The organism is Sulfitobacter sp. 1A13679 (assembly GCF_043557115.1).
GTDB classification, from domain to species: domain Bacteria; phylum Pseudomonadota; class Alphaproteobacteria; order Rhodobacterales; family Rhodobacteraceae; genus Sulfitobacter; species Sulfitobacter faviae.
This window is the reverse complement of sequence record NZ_JBIFFO010000017.1, coordinates 41,919-58,454: the sequence shown is the minus strand read 5'-3', so window position 1 is coordinate 58,454 and position 16,536 is coordinate 41,919. Positions and strand designations below refer to the sequence as shown.

General features: G+C 65.0%; 15 protein-coding genes and 1 tRNA gene. 10 read left to right on the top strand and 6 right to left on the bottom strand.

Annotated features, from left to right (window positions below; genetic code table 11):
* Nucleotides 1-66: 66 nt before the first annotated feature.
* Entirely contained in the window at nucleotides 67-1,053 is a 987-nt protein-coding gene (locus tag ACGYLA_RS13900) for a D-glycerate dehydrogenase (RefSeq protein ID WP_067262987.1), read from the bottom strand.
* A 185-nt stretch (nucleotides 1,054-1,238) separates the two neighbouring features.
* On the opposite strand from ACGYLA_RS13900, the gene ACGYLA_RS13895 reads away from it, so the two are divergent.
* The 8 genes from ACGYLA_RS13895 to ACGYLA_RS13860 all read left to right on the top strand — a co-directional run bounded on the left by ACGYLA_RS13895 (nucleotide 1,239) and on the right by ACGYLA_RS13860 (nucleotide 7,195).
* The gene (locus tag ACGYLA_RS13895; RefSeq protein WP_394433311.1) at nucleotides 1,239-1,718 is read left to right on the top strand and encodes an SH3 domain-containing protein; all 480 of its coding nucleotides are present in this window, start codon (nucleotides 1,239-1,241) and stop codon (nucleotides 1,716-1,718) included.
* 78 nt (nucleotides 1,719-1,796) lie between these two features.
* Complete coding sequence (locus ACGYLA_RS13890; RefSeq protein ID WP_394433249.1) at nucleotides 1,797-2,789, top strand: NADPH:quinone reductase; 993 nt, start codon at nucleotides 1,797-1,799, stop codon at nucleotides 2,787-2,789.
* Nucleotides 2,790-2,859: 70 nt separating this feature from the next.
* On the top strand, nucleotides 2,860-4,203 hold the full coding sequence (locus ACGYLA_RS13885; RefSeq protein WP_394433247.1) for a mechanosensitive ion channel domain-containing protein: 1,344 nt from the start codon (nucleotides 2,860-2,862) through the stop codon (nucleotides 4,201-4,203).
* Nucleotides 4,204-4,265: 62 nt separating this feature from the next.
* Nucleotides 4,266-4,340: transfer RNA gene (locus tag ACGYLA_RS13880), tRNA-Gln, on the top strand.
* A gap of 106 nt (nucleotides 4,341-4,446) precedes the next feature.
* The gene (locus ACGYLA_RS13875; protein ID WP_394433245.1) at nucleotides 4,447-4,818 is read left to right on the top strand and encodes a polyketide synthase; all 372 of its coding nucleotides are present in this window, start codon (nucleotides 4,447-4,449) and stop codon (nucleotides 4,816-4,818) included.
* Nucleotides 4,819-4,860: 42 nt separating this feature from the next.
* Complete coding sequence (locus ACGYLA_RS13870; protein WP_271692204.1) at nucleotides 4,861-5,352, top strand: copper chaperone PCu(A)C; 492 nt, start codon at nucleotides 4,861-4,863, stop codon at nucleotides 5,350-5,352.
* A 33-nt stretch (nucleotides 5,353-5,385) separates the two neighbouring features.
* Nucleotides 5,386-5,745, top strand: coding sequence for a hypothetical protein (locus tag ACGYLA_RS13865; protein ID WP_168612334.1), 360 nt, complete (start codon nucleotides 5,386-5,388; stop codon nucleotides 5,743-5,745).
* A gap of 40 nt (nucleotides 5,746-5,785) precedes the next feature.
* The gene (locus tag ACGYLA_RS13860) at nucleotides 5,786-7,195 is read left to right on the top strand and encodes a PepSY-associated TM helix domain-containing protein (RefSeq protein WP_394433242.1); all 1,410 of its coding nucleotides are present in this window, start codon (nucleotides 5,786-5,788) and stop codon (nucleotides 7,193-7,195) included.
* Between the two features lie 42 nt (nucleotides 7,196-7,237).
* Here ACGYLA_RS13860 and ACGYLA_RS13855 read toward each other — a convergent pair whose 3' ends face one another.
* From ACGYLA_RS13855 to ACGYLA_RS13835, 5 genes are all read right to left on the bottom strand, one after another.
* The gene (locus tag ACGYLA_RS13855) at nucleotides 7,238-8,152 is read right to left on the bottom strand and encodes a D-amino acid aminotransferase (protein ID WP_394433240.1); all 915 of its coding nucleotides are present in this window, start codon (nucleotides 8,150-8,152) and stop codon (nucleotides 7,238-7,240) included.
* 191 nt (nucleotides 8,153-8,343) lie between these two features.
* A complete protein-coding gene (locus tag ACGYLA_RS13850; RefSeq protein ID WP_394433238.1) occupies nucleotides 8,344-9,150 on the bottom strand; it encodes an ABC transporter permease in 807 nt (268 codons plus the stop codon).
* Nucleotides 9,143-9,910, bottom strand: a complete 768-nt coding sequence (locus ACGYLA_RS13845) for an ABC transporter ATP-binding protein (protein ID WP_394433236.1) — start codon at nucleotides 9,908-9,910, stop codon at nucleotides 9,143-9,145. The genes ACGYLA_RS13850 and ACGYLA_RS13845 overlap by 8 nt, the downstream gene beginning before the upstream one ends.
* Before the next feature lie 81 nt (nucleotides 9,911-9,991).
* Nucleotides 9,992-11,251 (bottom strand): cation:proton antiporter, encoded by a 1,260-nt coding sequence (locus ACGYLA_RS13840; protein WP_394433234.1) that lies wholly within the window; start codon nucleotides 11,249-11,251, stop codon nucleotides 9,992-9,994.
* A gap of 173 nt (nucleotides 11,252-11,424) precedes the next feature.
* Nucleotides 11,425-12,444: an ABC transporter substrate-binding protein gene (locus ACGYLA_RS13835; RefSeq protein WP_394433232.1), complete on the bottom strand. Its 1,020-nt coding sequence runs from the start codon at nucleotides 12,442-12,444 to the stop codon at nucleotides 11,425-11,427.
* Nucleotides 12,445-12,567: 123 nt separating this feature from the next.
* Here ACGYLA_RS13835 and ACGYLA_RS13830 point away from each other — a divergent pair, with 123 nt between their 5' ends.
* Both ACGYLA_RS13830 and rpe read left to right on the top strand, forming a co-directional pair.
* Complete coding sequence (locus ACGYLA_RS13830) at nucleotides 12,568-15,774, top strand: 4Fe-4S double cluster binding domain-containing protein (protein ID WP_394433230.1); 3,207 nt, start codon at nucleotides 12,568-12,570, stop codon at nucleotides 15,772-15,774.
* A gap of 64 nt (nucleotides 15,775-15,838) precedes the next feature.
* Complete coding sequence (gene rpe, locus ACGYLA_RS13825; RefSeq protein ID WP_394433228.1) at nucleotides 15,839-16,528, top strand: ribulose-phosphate 3-epimerase; 690 nt, start codon at nucleotides 15,839-15,841, stop codon at nucleotides 16,526-16,528.
* Nucleotides 16,529-16,536 lie beyond the last annotated feature (8 nt).

The following is a 16,536-nucleotide window of genomic DNA, read 5'->3' as shown; positions in this document are numbered from 1 at the left end:
ACCTTGCGGCGGCATCTTTGTAAATTAATCACACAAAAGGTCCGCGTTGCCGCAGCCGTCCGTGGGTCAGAGCATGGAGGGCACGACCTGATCCGGCGGGCGGTGGCCGTCGTCGAAGGTCTTGATGTTGATCAGGACTTTCTCGCCCATCTCGATCCGCCCTTCCAATGTGGCAGAGCCCATATGCGGCAGCAGCACGACGTTCTTTAGCTCGCGCAGGCGCGGATTGATCTCGCGACCATGTTCATAGACGTCCAGCCCCGCGCCCTTGATATCGCCAGATCGCAGCATCCGCGTCAGCGCGTTCTCGTCGATCACCTCCCCGCGGGAGGTGTTCACGATCACCGCGTCGGGCTTCATCAGACCCAAGCGGCGGGCGTTCATCAGATGGAAGGTGCTGGGGGTATGGGGGCAGTTGATGCTGATCACGTCCATCCGGCTGACCATCTGATCAAGGCTCTCCCAATAGGTGGCCTCTAGCTCGCCCTCGATCTCTTCGCGCAGGCGTTTGCGGTTGTGGTAATGCACCTGCATGCCAAAGGCCCGCGCCCGGCGCGCCACGGCCTGACCGATCCGGCCCATGCCCAGAATGCCCAGACGGCGCCCGCCAACGCGGCCCCCCAAGAGTGCCGTGGGCGCCCAACCGTCCCAATTGCCCGATTGCATCACCGCCATGCCCTCGGGCATGCGGCGGGTCACGGCAAGGATCAGCGCCATGGTCATATCGGCAGTATCGTCGGTCAGCACGCCGGGGGTGTTCGACACCAGCACGCCGCGCTGGCGCGCCGTGGCCACATCAATGTGATCGACCCCGGCCCCGTAATTGGCGATCAGCTTGAGCCGCTCGCCCGCTTGGGTGATTAGCGGCGCGTCGATCTCATCGGTGATGGTGGGCACCAGCACATCGGCCTGACGCATCGCCGCGCCCAATTCCTCGCGGGTCATCGGCCTATCATCTTCGCGCAGGGTCACGTCAAACAGCTCTGACAGCCGTGTTTCCACGGCCTCTGGCAACCGTCGCGTCACTACAACACTCAACCGCTTCTTTGACATGCCTGCTCTCCCGGTCTTGGCGTCGCCTCGTTTCGCGGGCATGGTGTCTCATGCAGCGACGAGGCACAAGAACTCGCGCCGGAAAAAGAGCAACAATAACCCGCAGATTTGCACAGCACCGACCCACAGCAGTGAACCGCATAGCAGGCAATTCCATGATAACCGCTTTCTTTCGCAGCGCCCTGATGGTGGGCGCGCTGCTTTTGGCACAGCCGACCTCCGGCCTTGCAGAAGAGGCGCGTGGTCAGGTCACGAACCTGCCCCTGCCCCGTTTCGTTTCGATGAAAGCCTCCGAAGGCAATGTGCGCCGCGGCCCGTCCCTGTCGCACCGGATCGACTGGGTCTACAAACGCCGCGATCTGCCGCTCAGGGTCACCGCCGAACACGGGCATTGGCGCCGGGTCGAAGACCGCGACGGCATGGGCGGCTGGGTGCACTACTCGCTTTTGTCGGGCACCCGCACGGTGCTGGTCGAACAAGACATGCTACAGCTGCGCATCAATCCCGATCCCAAAGCCGCCGTCGTGGCGCGGCTGGAACTGGGCGTAGTGGCCCGTCTGGGCGAATGCACGCTGGAATGGTGCGAATTGCGGTCGGGCGGCTTTACCGGCTGGGCGCCCAAGGTGCGGCTGTGGGGTGTTGGCCCCAAGGAACTGCGCGAATAACTCCGCCCCGCCGCGCCAATTGCATGATCCCGGCGCATGCGCCACTCTGCCCGCAAAATCTAAGCTGGAGAGAGCGCCATGCAAGCCATCACCTATGACCAATTCGGAGCCGCCGCCGACGTGCTGCGCCTGTCGCAGGTCGACAGCCCCGCCCCGCAAGCCGGAGAGGTTTGCGTGGCGCTCAGCCATTCGGGCGTGAATCCGTCGGACGTCAAGGCCCGCGCGGGCACGCGCCCCGGCGTGACCAAACCGCCCTTCCCACAGGTCATCCCCCATAGCGACGGCGCGGGAGAGATCGTCGCCGTGGGGGCGGGCGTCGATGCGAGCCGCGTGGGCCAGAAGGTCTGGATCTGGAACGGCCAGTGGCAACGCGGCTTTGGCACGGCGGCTGAGCAGATCACCCTGCCTGCCCATCAAGCCGTGCCCCTGCCCAAAGGCGTCTCGCCGGAGGTCGGTGCGCAGCTTGGCATTCCGGGGCTGACCGCCTGCCACGCCGTCTTTGGCGGCGGCGGGGTGGCCGGGGAAACGGTGCTGATCCAAGGCGGCGCAGGCACGGTGGGCTATCTTGCCGTGCAACTGGCGAAATGGGGCGGGGCCAAGGTGATCGCCACCTGTAGCCCCCGCGACAACGATCTGCTGCGCGATGCAGGTGCCGATGGCGTGTTCAACTACGCCGACCCCGATCTCGCCGCCGCCGTGCTCGATGCCAATGGCGGCAAGCCGGTCGACACCATCGTCGAGACGGAGTTCGGCCTGAACATCACCACCGACACTGAGGTCATCGCCCCCAATGGCCGCATCGCCGCCTATGGCTCGGCGGCGGAAATGTCGCCGGTGCTGCCCTTCTATCCGCTGCTGTTCAAAGCGGTCACGATCGACATCATCCTGATCTACCTGCTGCCCGCAGGCCCGCGCGAACAGGCAATCAACCGGTTGCACCACGCGTTGGAGGACGGCGCCCTGCGCTGCCCCGTCGACACGGTCCTGCCGCTTTCTGAGGCCGCCCGCGCCCATGAGTTGGTCGAGGCCGGGCAGCGCAGCGGGGCGGTGCTGCTCGATTGTCAGGGGTAACGCGCTAATTGGCCAAGCTGCCGCCCCCGTCGCCCGGGGCGGTGGCCCATCCCGCTGACGGAGTCCCCCCATGCGCTTCACCGCCGCCCTGCCCCGCCTGTTCCTCTGCCTGCTGCTGAGCTACGCGCTACCCCTCACCCCGGCCTTTGCGCAGACCAGCGACCAGCCCGAGGGCACCATCGCCGTCGAAGGCGATGCCACGGCGGACGCCGCCATCGCCAAACGCATCCGCGCCATCCTGCGCGAGCTTGAGGGGTTCGAGAAGGTCCGCGTCTCTGTCGCCTCCGGCATCGTCACGTTGACCGGTACCACGCTCGACACCGCCAGCGCCGCGCGGCTGAACGATTTGGCGGGCCGTGTCGAAGGGGTGGTGGCGATCCGCAACGAGGTGCGCGAAAGCACCGATGTGGCCGAGCGGCTCAACCCCGCCGTAGAGCGCTTCCGTGACCGGATGGCGCAGGCCGTGGCCTTCCTGCCGCTGGCCTTGGTGGCGCTTGGTGTCTTTGGCCTGATCGTCGTCGCAGGGCTGGCGCTGGCGCGGCTGCGCAACCCGTGGGATCGGCTCGCCCCCAACGCGTTCATCGCTGACATTTACCGCCAGATCATCCGGCTGGCCTTTGTCATCGCCGCACTGGTGGTGGCGCTGGATATCCTCGGCGCCACGGCGCTGCTCTCGGGCATCCTTGGCGCGGCGGGGATCGTCGGCCTCGCCATCGGTTTCGCGGTGCGCGACACGGTCGAGAATTTCATCGCCTCTATTATGCTGTCGATCCGCCAGCCCTTTCGCCCTAACGACACGGTCGAGATCGACGGCGACACCGGCAAGGTGATCCGCCTGACGAGCCGTGCCACGATCCTGCTGACCTTTGACGGCAACCACCTGCGCATCCCCAATGCCACCGTTTTTAAAAGCCGGATCACCAACTATTCACGCAACGCCGAGCGGCGGTTCACCTTCACCCTCTCGGTCGCCAGCGACGCCGATCTGGCCCGCGCCCGTGATTTGGCGCTGGAAGTGCTGAACGACCTACCCTTTGTCCTATCCAGCCCCGAAGCCGCCGCTTGGGTGGACGAGGTCGCCGATCACTGGATCAACATGCAATTCGCCGGTTGGATCAATCAAGAAAGCACCGATCTGGTCGCCGCCCGCAGCGAAGCGATTCGCCTGACCCTCTCAGCTTTCGATGCGGCGGGCCTCACCGCAGGGCCACCGGCCTATCAATTGCTCTCTCAAAGCGAATCGCCCTCCGACGCGCCCATCGATTCGCCGCAAACGGCAGCCGCACCCACGAATCCCGCCGCTGTTCAGCCCGTCGAGCCCCAAACCGAGCGGGAATTGACCCGCATCGTCGCGCAGGAACGTGCCGAATTGCCCAGCAAAGACCTGCTCTCTGTTGATGCCGCCGAAGAATAGGCTAATTTCTTTAAAACGGGTCTTGCGCCCCGGGCCAGAGAACTTTAGTTAGCGCCCTGTGTTGGGATGTAGCCAAGTGGTAAGGCAACTGTTTTTGGTACAGTGTACCGTAGGTTCGAATCCTACCATCCCAGCCAACACTCTCCCCCAATACCCCCCCCCGCACAGCGCCCGGCCTACGACATCGCGTCGCAGATCAAAGCGCCCTATAGCCTTGTCGCGACAGCCGGGGTATCAGGGCGCATGTCCGCCGTTTCGCGCATATCCTCGCTTCGGGTCAGCCTGACCCTCTTGCTGCTGCTGGCCCTTGCCAGTTTGCCTTTCGCCCATCGGGCAACCGCGCAGGTGCAGCAGGATCCGGCGTTCATCGCCTTTATCCAAGCGGGCGGCACGCTGAGCGATCTCTGCGACGGACCGCTCGAAGGGCAGAACCATGCGGCTTTGGATTGCGAAGCCTGCCGCATCGTCAACGCGCTGATCTTGCCCAGCCCGGCGGATGTCTTGCTGCCGCGCGCGGCGCACCACTTTGCCACACCCCGCCTGACCCGCGCCTTGGGCGCGCCACGCAGTCCCGCCGGGGCGCCACCGCCTGTCCGGGGGCCTCCTTTTGTCTGAGCCACCACCCTTCTTGCACATCTCAGACAATGGAACATGACAATGAAATCTTTCTATACCGCAGCCTTGGCCGCCCTCCTCGCCCTGCCCGCCGCCGCGCATGAGTACACCGCAGGCGCTTTGACCGTCGATCACCCGATGGCCTATGAGACCCCGAAAACCGCCCGCGTGGGCGGCGGCTATCTGACGATCACCAATGGCGGCGACACTGCCGACCGTCTTGTCAGCATCAGCGCTGAGGGCTTTGACGAAGTCTCTCTCCATGAGACGACCACCGATGACATGGGCGTCGCGCGCATGTCGCATGTGGACTTCATCGACCTGCCCGCGGGCGAAACCGTCACCCTCAAGCCCGGGGGGCTGCATGTGATGTTCATGGGTCTCGACGGTGACCCTTTTGAGGAAGGCGAGAAAATCCCCGCCACCCTGACCTTTGAAAAGGCCGGGACCTTGGATGTGACGTTCAATGTCGAAAGCCGCCGCGGGCATGACGCGGGCGGAATGGATCACTCCTCGCACGAGCATAAACACTAAGCCCCAGCCAATCGCAGGATGCGCCGCAAGGCGTTGACCGGCCCGCTTCAACACCTCTGCCTCTGGGCGGTGGTGTTGTTGTTTGGGGCGTTCTCGGCGCTCGCGCCCGGAACCATGCCAGAGCGCCAACAGGGCGCGCTGACCATGGTGCTGTGCACGGGCTACGGGGTGGAGACGGTGACCATCGGGCCGGACGGCGAACCGGTGCAGCCCGAGCACAAGCCCTGCGACTGGAACCAGCACTCCCTCGCGGCCCTACGCAGGGGGCTGGCGGTGCAACCCTTGGCCGTCACCTTTCACCCGGCGCCACCGCTGCCCCCTGCCCCAGCCACACAGCCCAAACCGCGCCGTGCCTCTGTCAAACGCGCAAGGGCGCCGCCACGGGTTCTCTGACCTCCAAACCACATATCAATTCAGTCAGAGGACCAAACACATGGTTTCCATCGATCCTGCAGGCGCGGCAGCCCTGCAAAACGACAACATGCAACGTGCGAACAGCTTTTACCGCGCCGCTTGGCGCTGGCATTTCTATGCCGGGGTCTATGTCATCCCCTTTTTCATCATGCTCGCCCTGACGGGGCTTGTGATGCTCTGGATCGCCTTCATCGGGGGGCGGGACGGAGAGCGGATTGCCGTCACCCCCCAAGACGCGCCCCTCGCCCTCTCCGATCAGGCCGCCGCCGCACAGGCCAGCATCGAAGGCGGCACCCTTGTGCAATATGTCGCCCCCCGCGCCGATGATCTGGCCGCAATCTTTCGGGTGGACGCGCATGACGTGGCGACCTTGGTCGCCGTCGATCCCTATACCGCCGAAGTGCTCGCCAGCTTCCCACGCCGCAGCGGCTGGTACGACATGGCCGACAACATCCACGGCAGCCTGCTGCTGGGTGTCACCGGCGACCGCATGATCGAGATCGCGGCATCGCTCGGCATGGTGCTGATCGCGACGGGGCTCTACCTGTGGTGGCCACGCGGGACGGGCTGGCGCGCGGCACTGCTGCCGCGACTGGGCCGTGGGCGGGCCTTGTGGAAATCCCTGCACGGGGCAATCGGGCTTTGGGTGTCGGTCGTGCTGTTTTTCTTCCTGATCTCGGGCCTCTCTTGGGCCGGCATCTGGGGTGAAAAGATGGTGCAGGCATGGAGCCAGTTCCCGGCGGAGAAATGGGAGGCCCCGCTGTCGGATGACCTCCACGCCAGCATGAACCACGGGCCCAAGGAGGTGCCTTGGGCGCTGGAGCAGACCCCGATGCCCGCCTCAGGCAGCGATGCCGGGGTGGCGGGATTGGCCGAAGGCACGCCCGCCACGCTTGACACCATCGACGCGCTGGCCCGGCAGATCGGCTTTGACGCGCGCTATCAGATGAACCTACCGCGCGGCGAAGACGGGGTTTGGACGCTGAGCCGGGATTCGATGAACACCGATGCCGAAGACCCCACCAGCGACCGAACGGTGCATATCGACCGGCACACGGGCAAGATCCTCGCCGATGTGCGCTATGCGGATTATTCGCTGGCGGGCAAGGCGATGGCCGTGGGCATCGCGCTGCATATGGGCACGTTGGGCTGGCCGAGCGTTCTGGCCAATACGCTGTTTTGTCTCTCGGTGATCTTTCTCTGCGTCTCGGGCGTGGTGATGTGGTGGAAACGCCGCCCGGCAAATCCTGCCGGTTGGCTCTCTGCCCCACCCGCGCCGCGCAATATGACGCTGTGGAAAGGCGCGGTTGTGGTCGGTCTGGTGGTGGCGCTGGCCTTTCCGATGGCGGGGGTCACCCTGCTGGTCGTGGGGCTGCTGGATTGGCTCCTGCTGCGCCGCGTGCCCGCGCTCAAGCGCATGGTCTCCTAAGATGCCGCCCGCCCCTTCGCGGGGGCGGGCACCCATCGGCGTTCAGGCCGTGTGTTGTTTGATCAGCTCTTTGTACAGCGCCTGAATGCGTTTGGTGACAGGGCGCTCGCCCGTGCCGATGGGTTTGCCGTCGATCTCGGCCACCGGGGTCTGCGCGCCAAAGGTACCGGTGAGGAAAGCCTCATCCGCGCCGTAAGCCTCGTAGAGCGAGAAGTTCTTTTCCTTCATCGGGATGCCGTTCGCGTGGCACAGGTCAATCACCTTCTGCCGCGTCACCCCGTTCATGCAGTAGTCGCCGGTCGAGGTCCAAACCTCGCCCCGGCGCACGATAAAGAAGTTGCAGGCATTGGTGGTGTTCACAAAACCATGCGGGTCGAGCATCAGCGCCTCATCCGCGCCTGCCGCCTCGGCCTGCAGGCAGGCGATGATGCAGTTGAGCTTGGAATGGCTGTTGAGCTTCGGGTCTTGGCTGTGCGGCAGGCCGCGCACCTGCGGGACCGAGGCCAGACGGATGCCCTTGGACTGCAGCCGGTCGACGGGTTTGGAATGCTCCATGATGATCACCAGCGTCGGGCCGGTGGTGCTGAGCGACGGGTGCTGGAAGGGTTTGTCCTTGATCCCGCGGGTCAGCATCAGGCGGCAGTGCACGTCCTCGTGCATATCGTTCGCCTCTGCCGTGCGGCGCAGGGCGTCGGCGATGCCGGCCTTGTCCATCCCCACATCGAGCGAGATCGCTTTGCAGGAGTTGAAGAAGCGGTCCATATGCTCATCGAAGAAGGCCCATGTGCCGTTGTAGAGGCGCATGCCCTCCCAAATGCCGTCGCCCAGCATGAAGCCCGCGTCATAGACCGAGACCTTGGCCTCGTCGCGGTGCACGATGTCGCCGTTGACGTAGATCTTGATGTCGCGGTTGCGGGCGTCTTCGTCGGCGGCGTGGGTGGTGGTGTGTTCGGTCATGGTGGGGTCCGTTGGTGAGGGCGGTTGGCGCTATTGATACGCAAATGATGCGCTCTTACCACCCCGGCCTGGAACTGAGCGTTTGGCGCCCGGCCCTCCCCCGGTATTGACTACTACCCCAAGCCCGGAATCAAGCCGCAGGCGCCGGGCCATCGCCTGCCCGCCCGGACGGGTAGGCGCTGGCCCTTGTGTTATACCCGCCAGCTCAACACGCGCCGCTCCACCGCCGCCACAGCCGCAGACACCGCCACCCCCAGTAGCGACAAGATCACCACGCCCGCAAACAGCCGCTCCAAGTCATAAAGACTCCCCGCCTGCAGGATATACGCTCCGATCCCATATTCCGCGCCCAGCATCTCTGCCGCCACCAGCAGGATAATCGCGATCGTCAGCGAAATCCGCAGCCCAGAAAGAATCCCCGGCATCGCACCGGGCACCACAATCTTGGACACGATCGACCACCAGCCGAGGCCGAAACTCTGCCCCATCCGGATCAGCACCCGGTCCACATTGTCGACCGCCGCATAGGTCGCCACCACCGTGGGCGTGAAGGTGCCAAAGGCGATCAGCGCGTATTTGCTGGCCTCATCAATGCCGAACCAGATGACGAAAAGCGGCAACAGCGCGATCTTAGGGATCGGGAAGATCGCCGCCACCAGCGGCACCAGCCCCGCGCGGACCAAAGAGAACAACCCGATCAACACGCCAATGCCGATGCCCAATGAGGCACCGATCAGCGCGCCCACCGCCAGACGGGTCAGCGAGGGGCCGAGGTGTTTGAACAGCATCCCCGACTGGTAAAGCTCTTGAAAGGTCAGCAAGACATCGCTGGGCCGCGGCAGGGTCAGGGGGGAGATGAAACCGCTGCGCGTGCCCCATTCCGCCAGCAGGATCAGCACCACGAAAACCGCAAGCCCCACGCCGCGCCGCGTGCCGGGCTGGAAGCCGCCGCCGCGAAAGGTGACCTCGCGGGCATTTGCATCCGTCATTTCAGCCATTGATCAACTCCGCATCCGCCGCCGCGGCCTCATCACGCATCAAGCCCCAAAGGTGCTGCTGCTGCGCCTCCAAACCCGGGTCGCCGTGGCGCCGCTCGGCCAGTGGCATGTCCAACTCCACCACCTCACGCAGCTCACCCGGACGGCGCGACAGGACGACGATCTTATGCCCCAGCCGCACGGCCTCGGCGAGGTTGTGGGTCACATAGACCGCCGTGAAAGGCTGCCGCGTCCAGAGCGCCACAAGGTCATCCATCAGCAATTCGCGGGTCTGGCTGTCGAGCGCGCTCAGCGGCTCATCCATCAGCATCACGGCAGGGTTCACTGCCAGCGCTCGGGCAATCGCCACCCGCTGTTTCATCCCGCCCGACAACTGTTTGGGCAGCGCATCGGCGAAATCGGTCAGCTTGGTCCGCGCCAAGACATCGGCGATGATCGCCTCGCGCCGCGCCTTGCCCAGCCCATGCCCCTCCAGCACCAGCGCCACATTGCCGCGCACGCTGCGCCAAGGCAGCAGGGCGAAGTCCTGAAAAATATAGGTCAGCGGGTTCAGACAGCCCTCGGGCGCATCGCCCATTTGCAACACCCGGCCGTCGCTGGGGCGCTCCAACCCGCCCAGCATCCGCAGCAGAGTGGATTTGCCACAGCCCGACGGGCCAACGATGCAGACGATCTGGCCAGAAGGGATATCGAGCGTGATGTCACGCAGCACTTGGGTATCGCCATAGTAATGGCTGACGGAGGAAAGCTTGAGGTCCATGCCGCCCTTTTTCAGCAAAAACGCACCGCGTGCAATGTGCGATCCGCAAGAGGGCGCGACCGCCTTGCACCGCGGGGTCGGTTAGGAGGGCGGCTCCCCCTTGCCGCGCAGCCCGTCCACCGCGATCCCGGCGGTGAACCCATGCACCAAGGTCGACAGAAGGATGGCAAAACCCACCATCGCCCAAAGCGGCTCCTCGTCCAGAAACTCAACCTTCCCCGCCGCATAGGCAAGGTAATAGATCGACCCGATCCCCCGTATCCCATAGAGCGCGATAACCCAGCGGGGGCGCGTCTCAAGCGGCGTGCCCATAAGCGACAGCCACCCAGCCAAGGGGCGCACGACAAAGATCAGCGCCAGCACGATCACCGCGCCTGCTAGGGTCAGATCGCTCAGCAAGGCAGGCATCACCGCGCCGATCGCCACCAGCAAAAGCGCCGTCAGCGCATGTTCGACAGCGGTAGTGAAGTCGTGCAAACGGCGGTGGAATGCGTGATCCGCCTCGACCCGCCGGATCACCAGACCGGCCATCGCCACGGCGATAAAGCCATAGCCCTCGGCCAATTCGGTGGTGCCATAGCACAAAAGCACCCCTGCCAAGGCCACCACGCCCGAAGACGTCTCGGCCAGCACGGCGTTGCGTGGCACGGCGAAGAGGACCTGCCCCAAGGCCCAGCCGCCCGCCGCCCCCATGGCGGCCCCCACGGCGATGCGCCAAAAGACGTCGCGCGCCAACCATTCCACGCCCCAAGACGCCGGGGCCAGCCCCTCAGCGGCGACCAGAATGCCAAGGTAGACAAAGGGAAAGGCCAAACCGTCGTTCAACGCGGCCTCGGTCGTCAGCGCGAAACGCACCGGATGCTCGCCGCCCTCATGCGGCGGGCCGACCTGCACATCGGCGGCCAGAACCGGATCGGTGGGCGCCATCACCGCCCCCAAGAGGATCGCGCCCGCCGCAGTCATCCCCGCAAAGGCCCAGCCCATCAGCGCGACCGACAGGATCGTCAACGGCATGGTCAGCGCCAGCAACCGCGCCGTCGGCCCCCAGCGGGACCAATCCGAAAGCCGGTCGATCCTTAGCCCCGTCGCGAAAAGCGCGACGATCACGCAAAGCTCCGAGACGACCTCCCATGGGAAGGGCATCGCGCGGGGGTCGGGGAATGTCGGCATTCCAGGGACTAGGGCGAAAACTCCCATGCCCAACAGGATCAACAACCCCGAGGCCGCAGGCTCACGACGGCTGAAAAAGCGGGGCAGCCAATGGGCAAGGATGACCACCGCCCCCACGGCCCCCAATGCGAAATGATAGCCGTTCAGGGCGAAAAAACTGCCGTCGCTCACTGCCGATTCCCGTTTTCTGCTCAGGGGCTTGGCCCCGTCTCAGCATCATAGGTATCGTGGCGCGGCGGCATTGCCAGTCATGCGTTGCCGAAATCCCCTCGCAGGCCCGAAAGCAAAAGGCGCGCCCGTGGGGAGCGCGCCTTGAGCAGTGTAGCCTTCAAAAGGTCGGGCGTTTAGCTGCCCGCGGTCTCGACATAAGAGGTGTCGATCAGCGTCTCCAAAGTGATGTCGGCATCGACCAACCCCTCGGACTGGAACCACTCCAACTGATCGCGGACCGAGGCGACGTTCAGCTTGGCCCCTTCGTTCAGGCGCATGGTGCCATTGATGATCGAAGGCGCGGCCTTGTCGCGCGGGCGGTCGGTGTAGACATATTTATGGATCAGATCGACCATCTCATCCACGCCCCCCTCGCCGCCTTCCTTGGCGATCATCGCCGCGTTGTAATCGGCGACACCTTTGGAATAACCGGCAAGGAAATTCTTGGTCATCTCCTGCTCATCCGTGGCGTTTTTGGTCGAGGTGAAGACCGTGGTCACCTGATAATCCGGCAGATAGGTCGCCACATCGCCGATGATATGCACGGCACCCGACCCGGCCAGCGGCTTGGCGATATGCGGCACGATCGACCATGCGTCGATCTGGCCCGACTTCAGCGCGCCGATCACCGCGCCGACCTTTTGCAGCGGCTTGAACTTGAGGTCGATCCCCTCAGCCGCGGCCATTTTGGAGCCCATGTAGTGAAAGGACGACCCCGCCTGCGTCATGCCAAAGCTCTTGCCGTCCAACATGCCCGGCGCAGTGATGCCCGCCTGATAGGCCGCGTCAGAGACGAGGAACTTTTGCCCGTCGATGCCCTGCTCTTCTTGCAGGCCGCCGCCGATCACCTTGACCGCGCCCTTTTGCGCCAACGACACCAGCCCGCCGGAAATCGCGGTGATCGCATAGTCCACATCGCCGCTGGCAATCGCCACGGCCATCGGCTGCGCGGCCTCGAAAAAGCGCAGTTCGACATCCAGACCGGCCTCTTTAAAATAGTCCCGTTCAAAGCCGACGAAGCTGCCCGCGTGGCTGGTGAAACGCAGCGCGCCCAGGGTGATCTTGCGGTTCTGCGCCAGTGCCGGTGCCGCCAGCCCCACAGCCGTTGCGGCGCCCAAAGTTGCGATGGCCTGACGGCGGGTGAACAGGGTCATGATCTTACTCCTCCAATTTTGCCGCAGCATGGTCGGCGGCTGCGCAAAAAGTCAAGCGAGAGCGGTGTTTACCGATACAACCAAGGCTAGCATATCATCCCAAAGCATGGCATCGATTTGTCCATGAAGCTCTTTTCGTCCAAGACCCGCCCCATGCACCTCGGCCCCTTCCCGCTGGAACGGCTGCGCCGGTTGCAGGCACCGCATGACCGGCTGCCCAAGACGCCCGAGCCGGAACTGCGGTTCGAGCGGCCCGAGACGCCGCAGAGCATCTGCAACGCCATGGCGCCCTTTCAGGCCATGATGGACGTGCTGCGCGAGGGGCCGGTCAACAGGGCGGGCGCGGTGATCCCCGACAGCCCGCAGGAGCGGAGCAACCATCTGAAATCCTTCGGCTATTACAACGATGCCTCGATGATGGGCATCTGCGCCCTGCCGCGCGAGGCGCGGCTACCCTACCCGCGCCGCAGCCAAGGCACCGCGCAATTGGCCGAAGGTCTGCGCAGCCGCCAGACCAAGACGCTGGCCGCGGGCGTAGATGTCATCATGGCCAACCTACGCGACGCCGTGGATGCGCCAGAAACCCCGATTGACGGCCACAGTCATGCGCTGGTGATCCTCACCGCTTACCCCCGCGACCCGCGCGAAGGCGAGACGGGCAGCGACTGGATCATCGACGCGCAAGCCGAACGCGCCTGCCTGCGCGGCACTGAGAACGCCACCGTGCTCGCCGAATACATCCGCCAGTTGGGCTTCGCGGCCAAGGTGCATTCGGCCACCACCTCCGACGTAAACCTCGGCCAACTGGCCGTGGCGGCGGGGCTGGCGGTGATGGAGGACGGCACCCTGCAAGCGCCATGGATCGGCCCACGCTTCGGCCTTGCGGTGGTGACGACCGACATGGCCCTCGCGCCCGACATGCCGCTTGCCCCACTGGCCGAGCAGCCGTGGTCGGTGCTGAAAGGCCCGCATTGGCAGTTGGGCACCCACGGCGGGGTCAGCGCCCGCGACGTCGATCCTTACGCTCGGCGCGATTATGCCATGGGGCCGCATCCTTTTGAGACGTTGAAGAGGGTCGAGGAGCCCACGACCTATATCGACGCCGCCAATGTCCCGCGCGTGCCGAAACGCGGTGACCTTTTCGCGCGCGGGCAGTTCGGCGACATGGGTCCGAAGGTGCAGAACGCCATGAAGGGCGGGCATCACGTGATCAAATCCGCCCCCTCCGCCGCGCAGCGACGCCTGCTGGGCGCGTTGATCCTGTTGCAGGACGGGCCGGTAAACGAAGACGCCCCCGAGGCCGGGGATGCCGCCCGCAACGCGGCGAACCTCAAGGCGGCGAGTTATTTCCTCGGCGCCGATGCTGCGGGCCTCTCCGCCTGCCCGGACTGGACGTGGTACAGCCACGACGCCACCGGCACCCCGATCACCCCGCCGCATGACCAAGCGCTGAGCCTGATCATCGACCAAGGCTATGACACGATGGAAGGCTCTTCGGGCGACGACTGGATCGCCGTGTCGCAATCCATGCGCGCCTACCTGCGGTTCTCGATGCTCGGCGGCGTGCTGGCGCAGCATCTGCGCAACCTCGGCCATTCTGCCAAGGCCCATACGGTGATGGACGGCGACGTGCTGCAACCGCCGCTGTTGCTGCTGGCGGGCTTGGGCGAGGTCAGCCGCATCGGGGAGGTGATCCTGAACCCCTTCCTCGGCCCGCGGCTGAAATCCGGCGTGGTCACCACCACCCTGCCCGTCGCCCACGACAAGCCCATCGACTTCGGCCTGCAAAAGTTCTGCGAAGCCTGCAACAAATGCGCCCGCGAGTGCCCTTCTGGGGCGATCACCGCCGGGCCGAAGAAGATGTTCAACGGCTACGAGATCTGGAAATCCGACAGCCAGAAATGCGCCACTTACCGGATCACCAACCAAGGCGGCGCCATGTGCGGCCGCTGCATGAAGACCTGCCCGTGGAACCTCGAAGGGCTCTTTGCCGAGGCGCCCTTCCGCTGGGCCGCCTCGAACATTCCCGCCGCGGCACCGCTCTTAGCCAAGCTCGACGACAAGGTCGGCAAAGGACGTCTGAACCCGGTGAAGAAATGGTGGTGGGACATCGAGCGCAAGCCCTCGGGCCAGTTCGATACCCCCGCGCAACCCGTGAACGCGCGCGATCTGCAACCCGATCTCGACCTCAAGTTCGAGGACCAGACCCTCGCCGTCTACCCCGCCCCGCTGGCCCCGCATCCCTGGCCCTATCCCGACCCGATGAACCGCGAAGCCGGGATCAAGGCCCATGCCGCGCTGATCAGCGCCGACGAACATCGCCGCAAGACCGCCGCCGGAGAGACCGATCACCTGCATCTTTACGTGGTCGGCAGCGACACGCCGGTGCTCGACCTGCGCATCACCGCCGTTGAGGAATTGAACGCCACCACCCGGCTCTACGACATCGCCCATCCCGAAGGCCACGATTTACCCGCATGGACCGCAGGCGCGCATCTCGACCTCGTGGTGGCCCCCGAATACCTACGCCCCTATTCGCTCTTGGGCGACCCCAAAGACCGTAGCCGCTACCGTATCGCGGTGCTGCGCGAGGACGAAGGCCGCGGCGGCTCGGCGCTGTTGCACCGAGTCTTTACCCAAGGGCGGCGCATCTTCGTGGGCAAGCCGGTGAACCATTTCGAACTGTTCGAAGGCGCGTCGCACAGCCTGCTAATGGGCGGCGGCATCGGCATCACGCCAATGATCGCCTTCGCCCACCGGCTGCATGCGCTCGGGCGGCCTTTCGACCTGCATTACTCCGCCTCCACCCGCGAGGCCGCAGCCTTTGCCGGGGAGCTCGCTCAGGCCGCTTGGGCCGACCGTGTGCATCTGCACATCAGCGCCGAGGACACCCGCGCCGACCTGCCCGCCATCATGGCCCGCGCCCCCGAAGGCGCCCATATCTACACCTGCGGGGCGGACGCCTATATGCAATCTGTCATGGCCGCTGCCGAGGGCGCAGGCATCCCCGAAGACGCGCGGCATCTGGAGTATTTCTCAACCCCCGAGGTGCCGGACTATGTGAACCACCCCTTCACGCTAAAGCTCTCTTCGGGCCGCCAGATCGAGGTGAGTGCCGAGGAAACCGCCGCCGACGCGCTGATCGCGGCGGGGGTGCCGGTGGACCTTAAATGCAGCGACGGTATCTGCGGCGTCTGCAAATGCGGGCTGCGCGGGGGCGAGGTCGAACACCGCGACTTCGTGCTTTCAGCCAAGCAACGCGAAGGCGCGATCATCCTTTGCCAGTCGCGCGCGGCCCAGCCCGGCGGCGTGTTGGAGATCGACCTATAGCCCTTTCGCAAAAAGCGGTCAGCCGTTATGAGGGGCCAACCCCCGCAACAAAGGCAGGCCGCCCATGACTTTCGACCGTTCGATCAAGATCGCCCCCTCCATCCTCGCTGCCGATTTCGCCAATTTCGGCGCCGAATGCGAAGCCATCGAGACCCAAGGCGCCGACTGGGTGCATGTGGACGTGATGGACGGGCATTTCGTGCCCAACATCACCTTCGGCCCCGCCACCTGCGCGGCGATCCGGCCTCACATCAAGGGCGTGATGGACGTGCATCTGATGATCGCCCCGGTCGATCCCTATATCGAAGCCTTCGCCAAGGCGGGCGCCGATTTCATCACCGCACATGTCGAGGCTGGCCCGCATATCCACCGCACCCTGCAAGCGATCCGCGGCGCGGGTGCCAAGGCGGGCGTGGCGCTGAACCCCGGCACGCCAGCAAGCGCCGTGGCCGAGATCCTCGACATGGTCGATCTGGTCTGCGTGATGACCGTGAACCCCGGTTTCGGTGGGCAGAAGTTCATCGACATGACCGCCAAGATCCGCGAGCTGCGCGCGATGATCGGCGACCGGCCGGTGCATATCGAGATCGACGGCGGCGTCGATCCCAAGACTGCGCCACTGGTGGCTGAGGCCGGGGCCGATGTACTGGTGGCAGGCTCGGCGGTCTTCAAGGGCGGCTCGGTCAACGATCCGGCGCTCTACGGCGAGAACATCCGCGCGATCCGCGCAGCCGCCGAAGGGACTTACGTCTGATAAAGATG

Excerpts from the sequence above, each read along its gene's own strand:
- ACGYLA_RS13900 (WP_067262987.1), bottom strand. The coding sequence starts at position 1,053 with ATGTCAAAGAAGCGGTTGAGTGTTGTAGTGACGCGACGGTTGCCAGAG.
- ACGYLA_RS13895 (WP_394433311.1), top strand. The coding sequence starts at position 1,239 with ATGGTGGGCGCGCTGCTTTTGGCACAGCCGACCTCCGGCCTTGCAGAA.
- ACGYLA_RS13890 (WP_394433249.1), top strand. The coding sequence starts at position 1,797 with ATGCAAGCCATCACCTATGACCAATTCGGAGCCGCCGCCGACGTGCTG.
- ACGYLA_RS13885 (WP_394433247.1), top strand. The coding sequence starts at position 2,860 with ATGCGCTTCACCGCCGCCCTGCCCCGCCTGTTCCTCTGCCTGCTGCTG.
- ACGYLA_RS13875 (WP_394433245.1), top strand. The coding sequence starts at position 4,447 with ATGTCCGCCGTTTCGCGCATATCCTCGCTTCGGGTCAGCCTGACCCTC.
- ACGYLA_RS13870 (WP_271692204.1), top strand. The coding sequence starts at position 4,861 with ATGAAATCTTTCTATACCGCAGCCTTGGCCGCCCTCCTCGCCCTGCCC.
- ACGYLA_RS13860 (WP_394433242.1), top strand. The coding sequence starts at position 5,786 with ATGGTTTCCATCGATCCTGCAGGCGCGGCAGCCCTGCAAAACGACAAC.
- ACGYLA_RS13855 (WP_394433240.1), bottom strand. The coding sequence starts at position 8,152 with ATGACCGAACACACCACCACCCACGCCGCCGACGAAGACGCCCGCAAC.
- ACGYLA_RS13850 (WP_394433238.1), bottom strand. The coding sequence starts at position 9,150 with ATGGCTGAAATGACGGATGCAAATGCCCGCGAGGTCACCTTTCGCGGC.
- ACGYLA_RS13845 (WP_394433236.1), bottom strand. The coding sequence starts at position 9,910 with ATGGACCTCAAGCTTTCCTCCGTCAGCCATTACTATGGCGATACCCAA.
- ACGYLA_RS13835 (WP_394433232.1), bottom strand. The coding sequence starts at position 12,444 with ATGACCCTGTTCACCCGCCGTCAGGCCATCGCAACTTTGGGCGCCGCA.
- ACGYLA_RS13830 (WP_394433230.1), top strand. The coding sequence starts at position 12,568 with ATGAAGCTCTTTTCGTCCAAGACCCGCCCCATGCACCTCGGCCCCTTC.
- rpe (WP_394433228.1), top strand. The coding sequence starts at position 15,839 with ATGACTTTCGACCGTTCGATCAAGATCGCCCCCTCCATCCTCGCTGCC.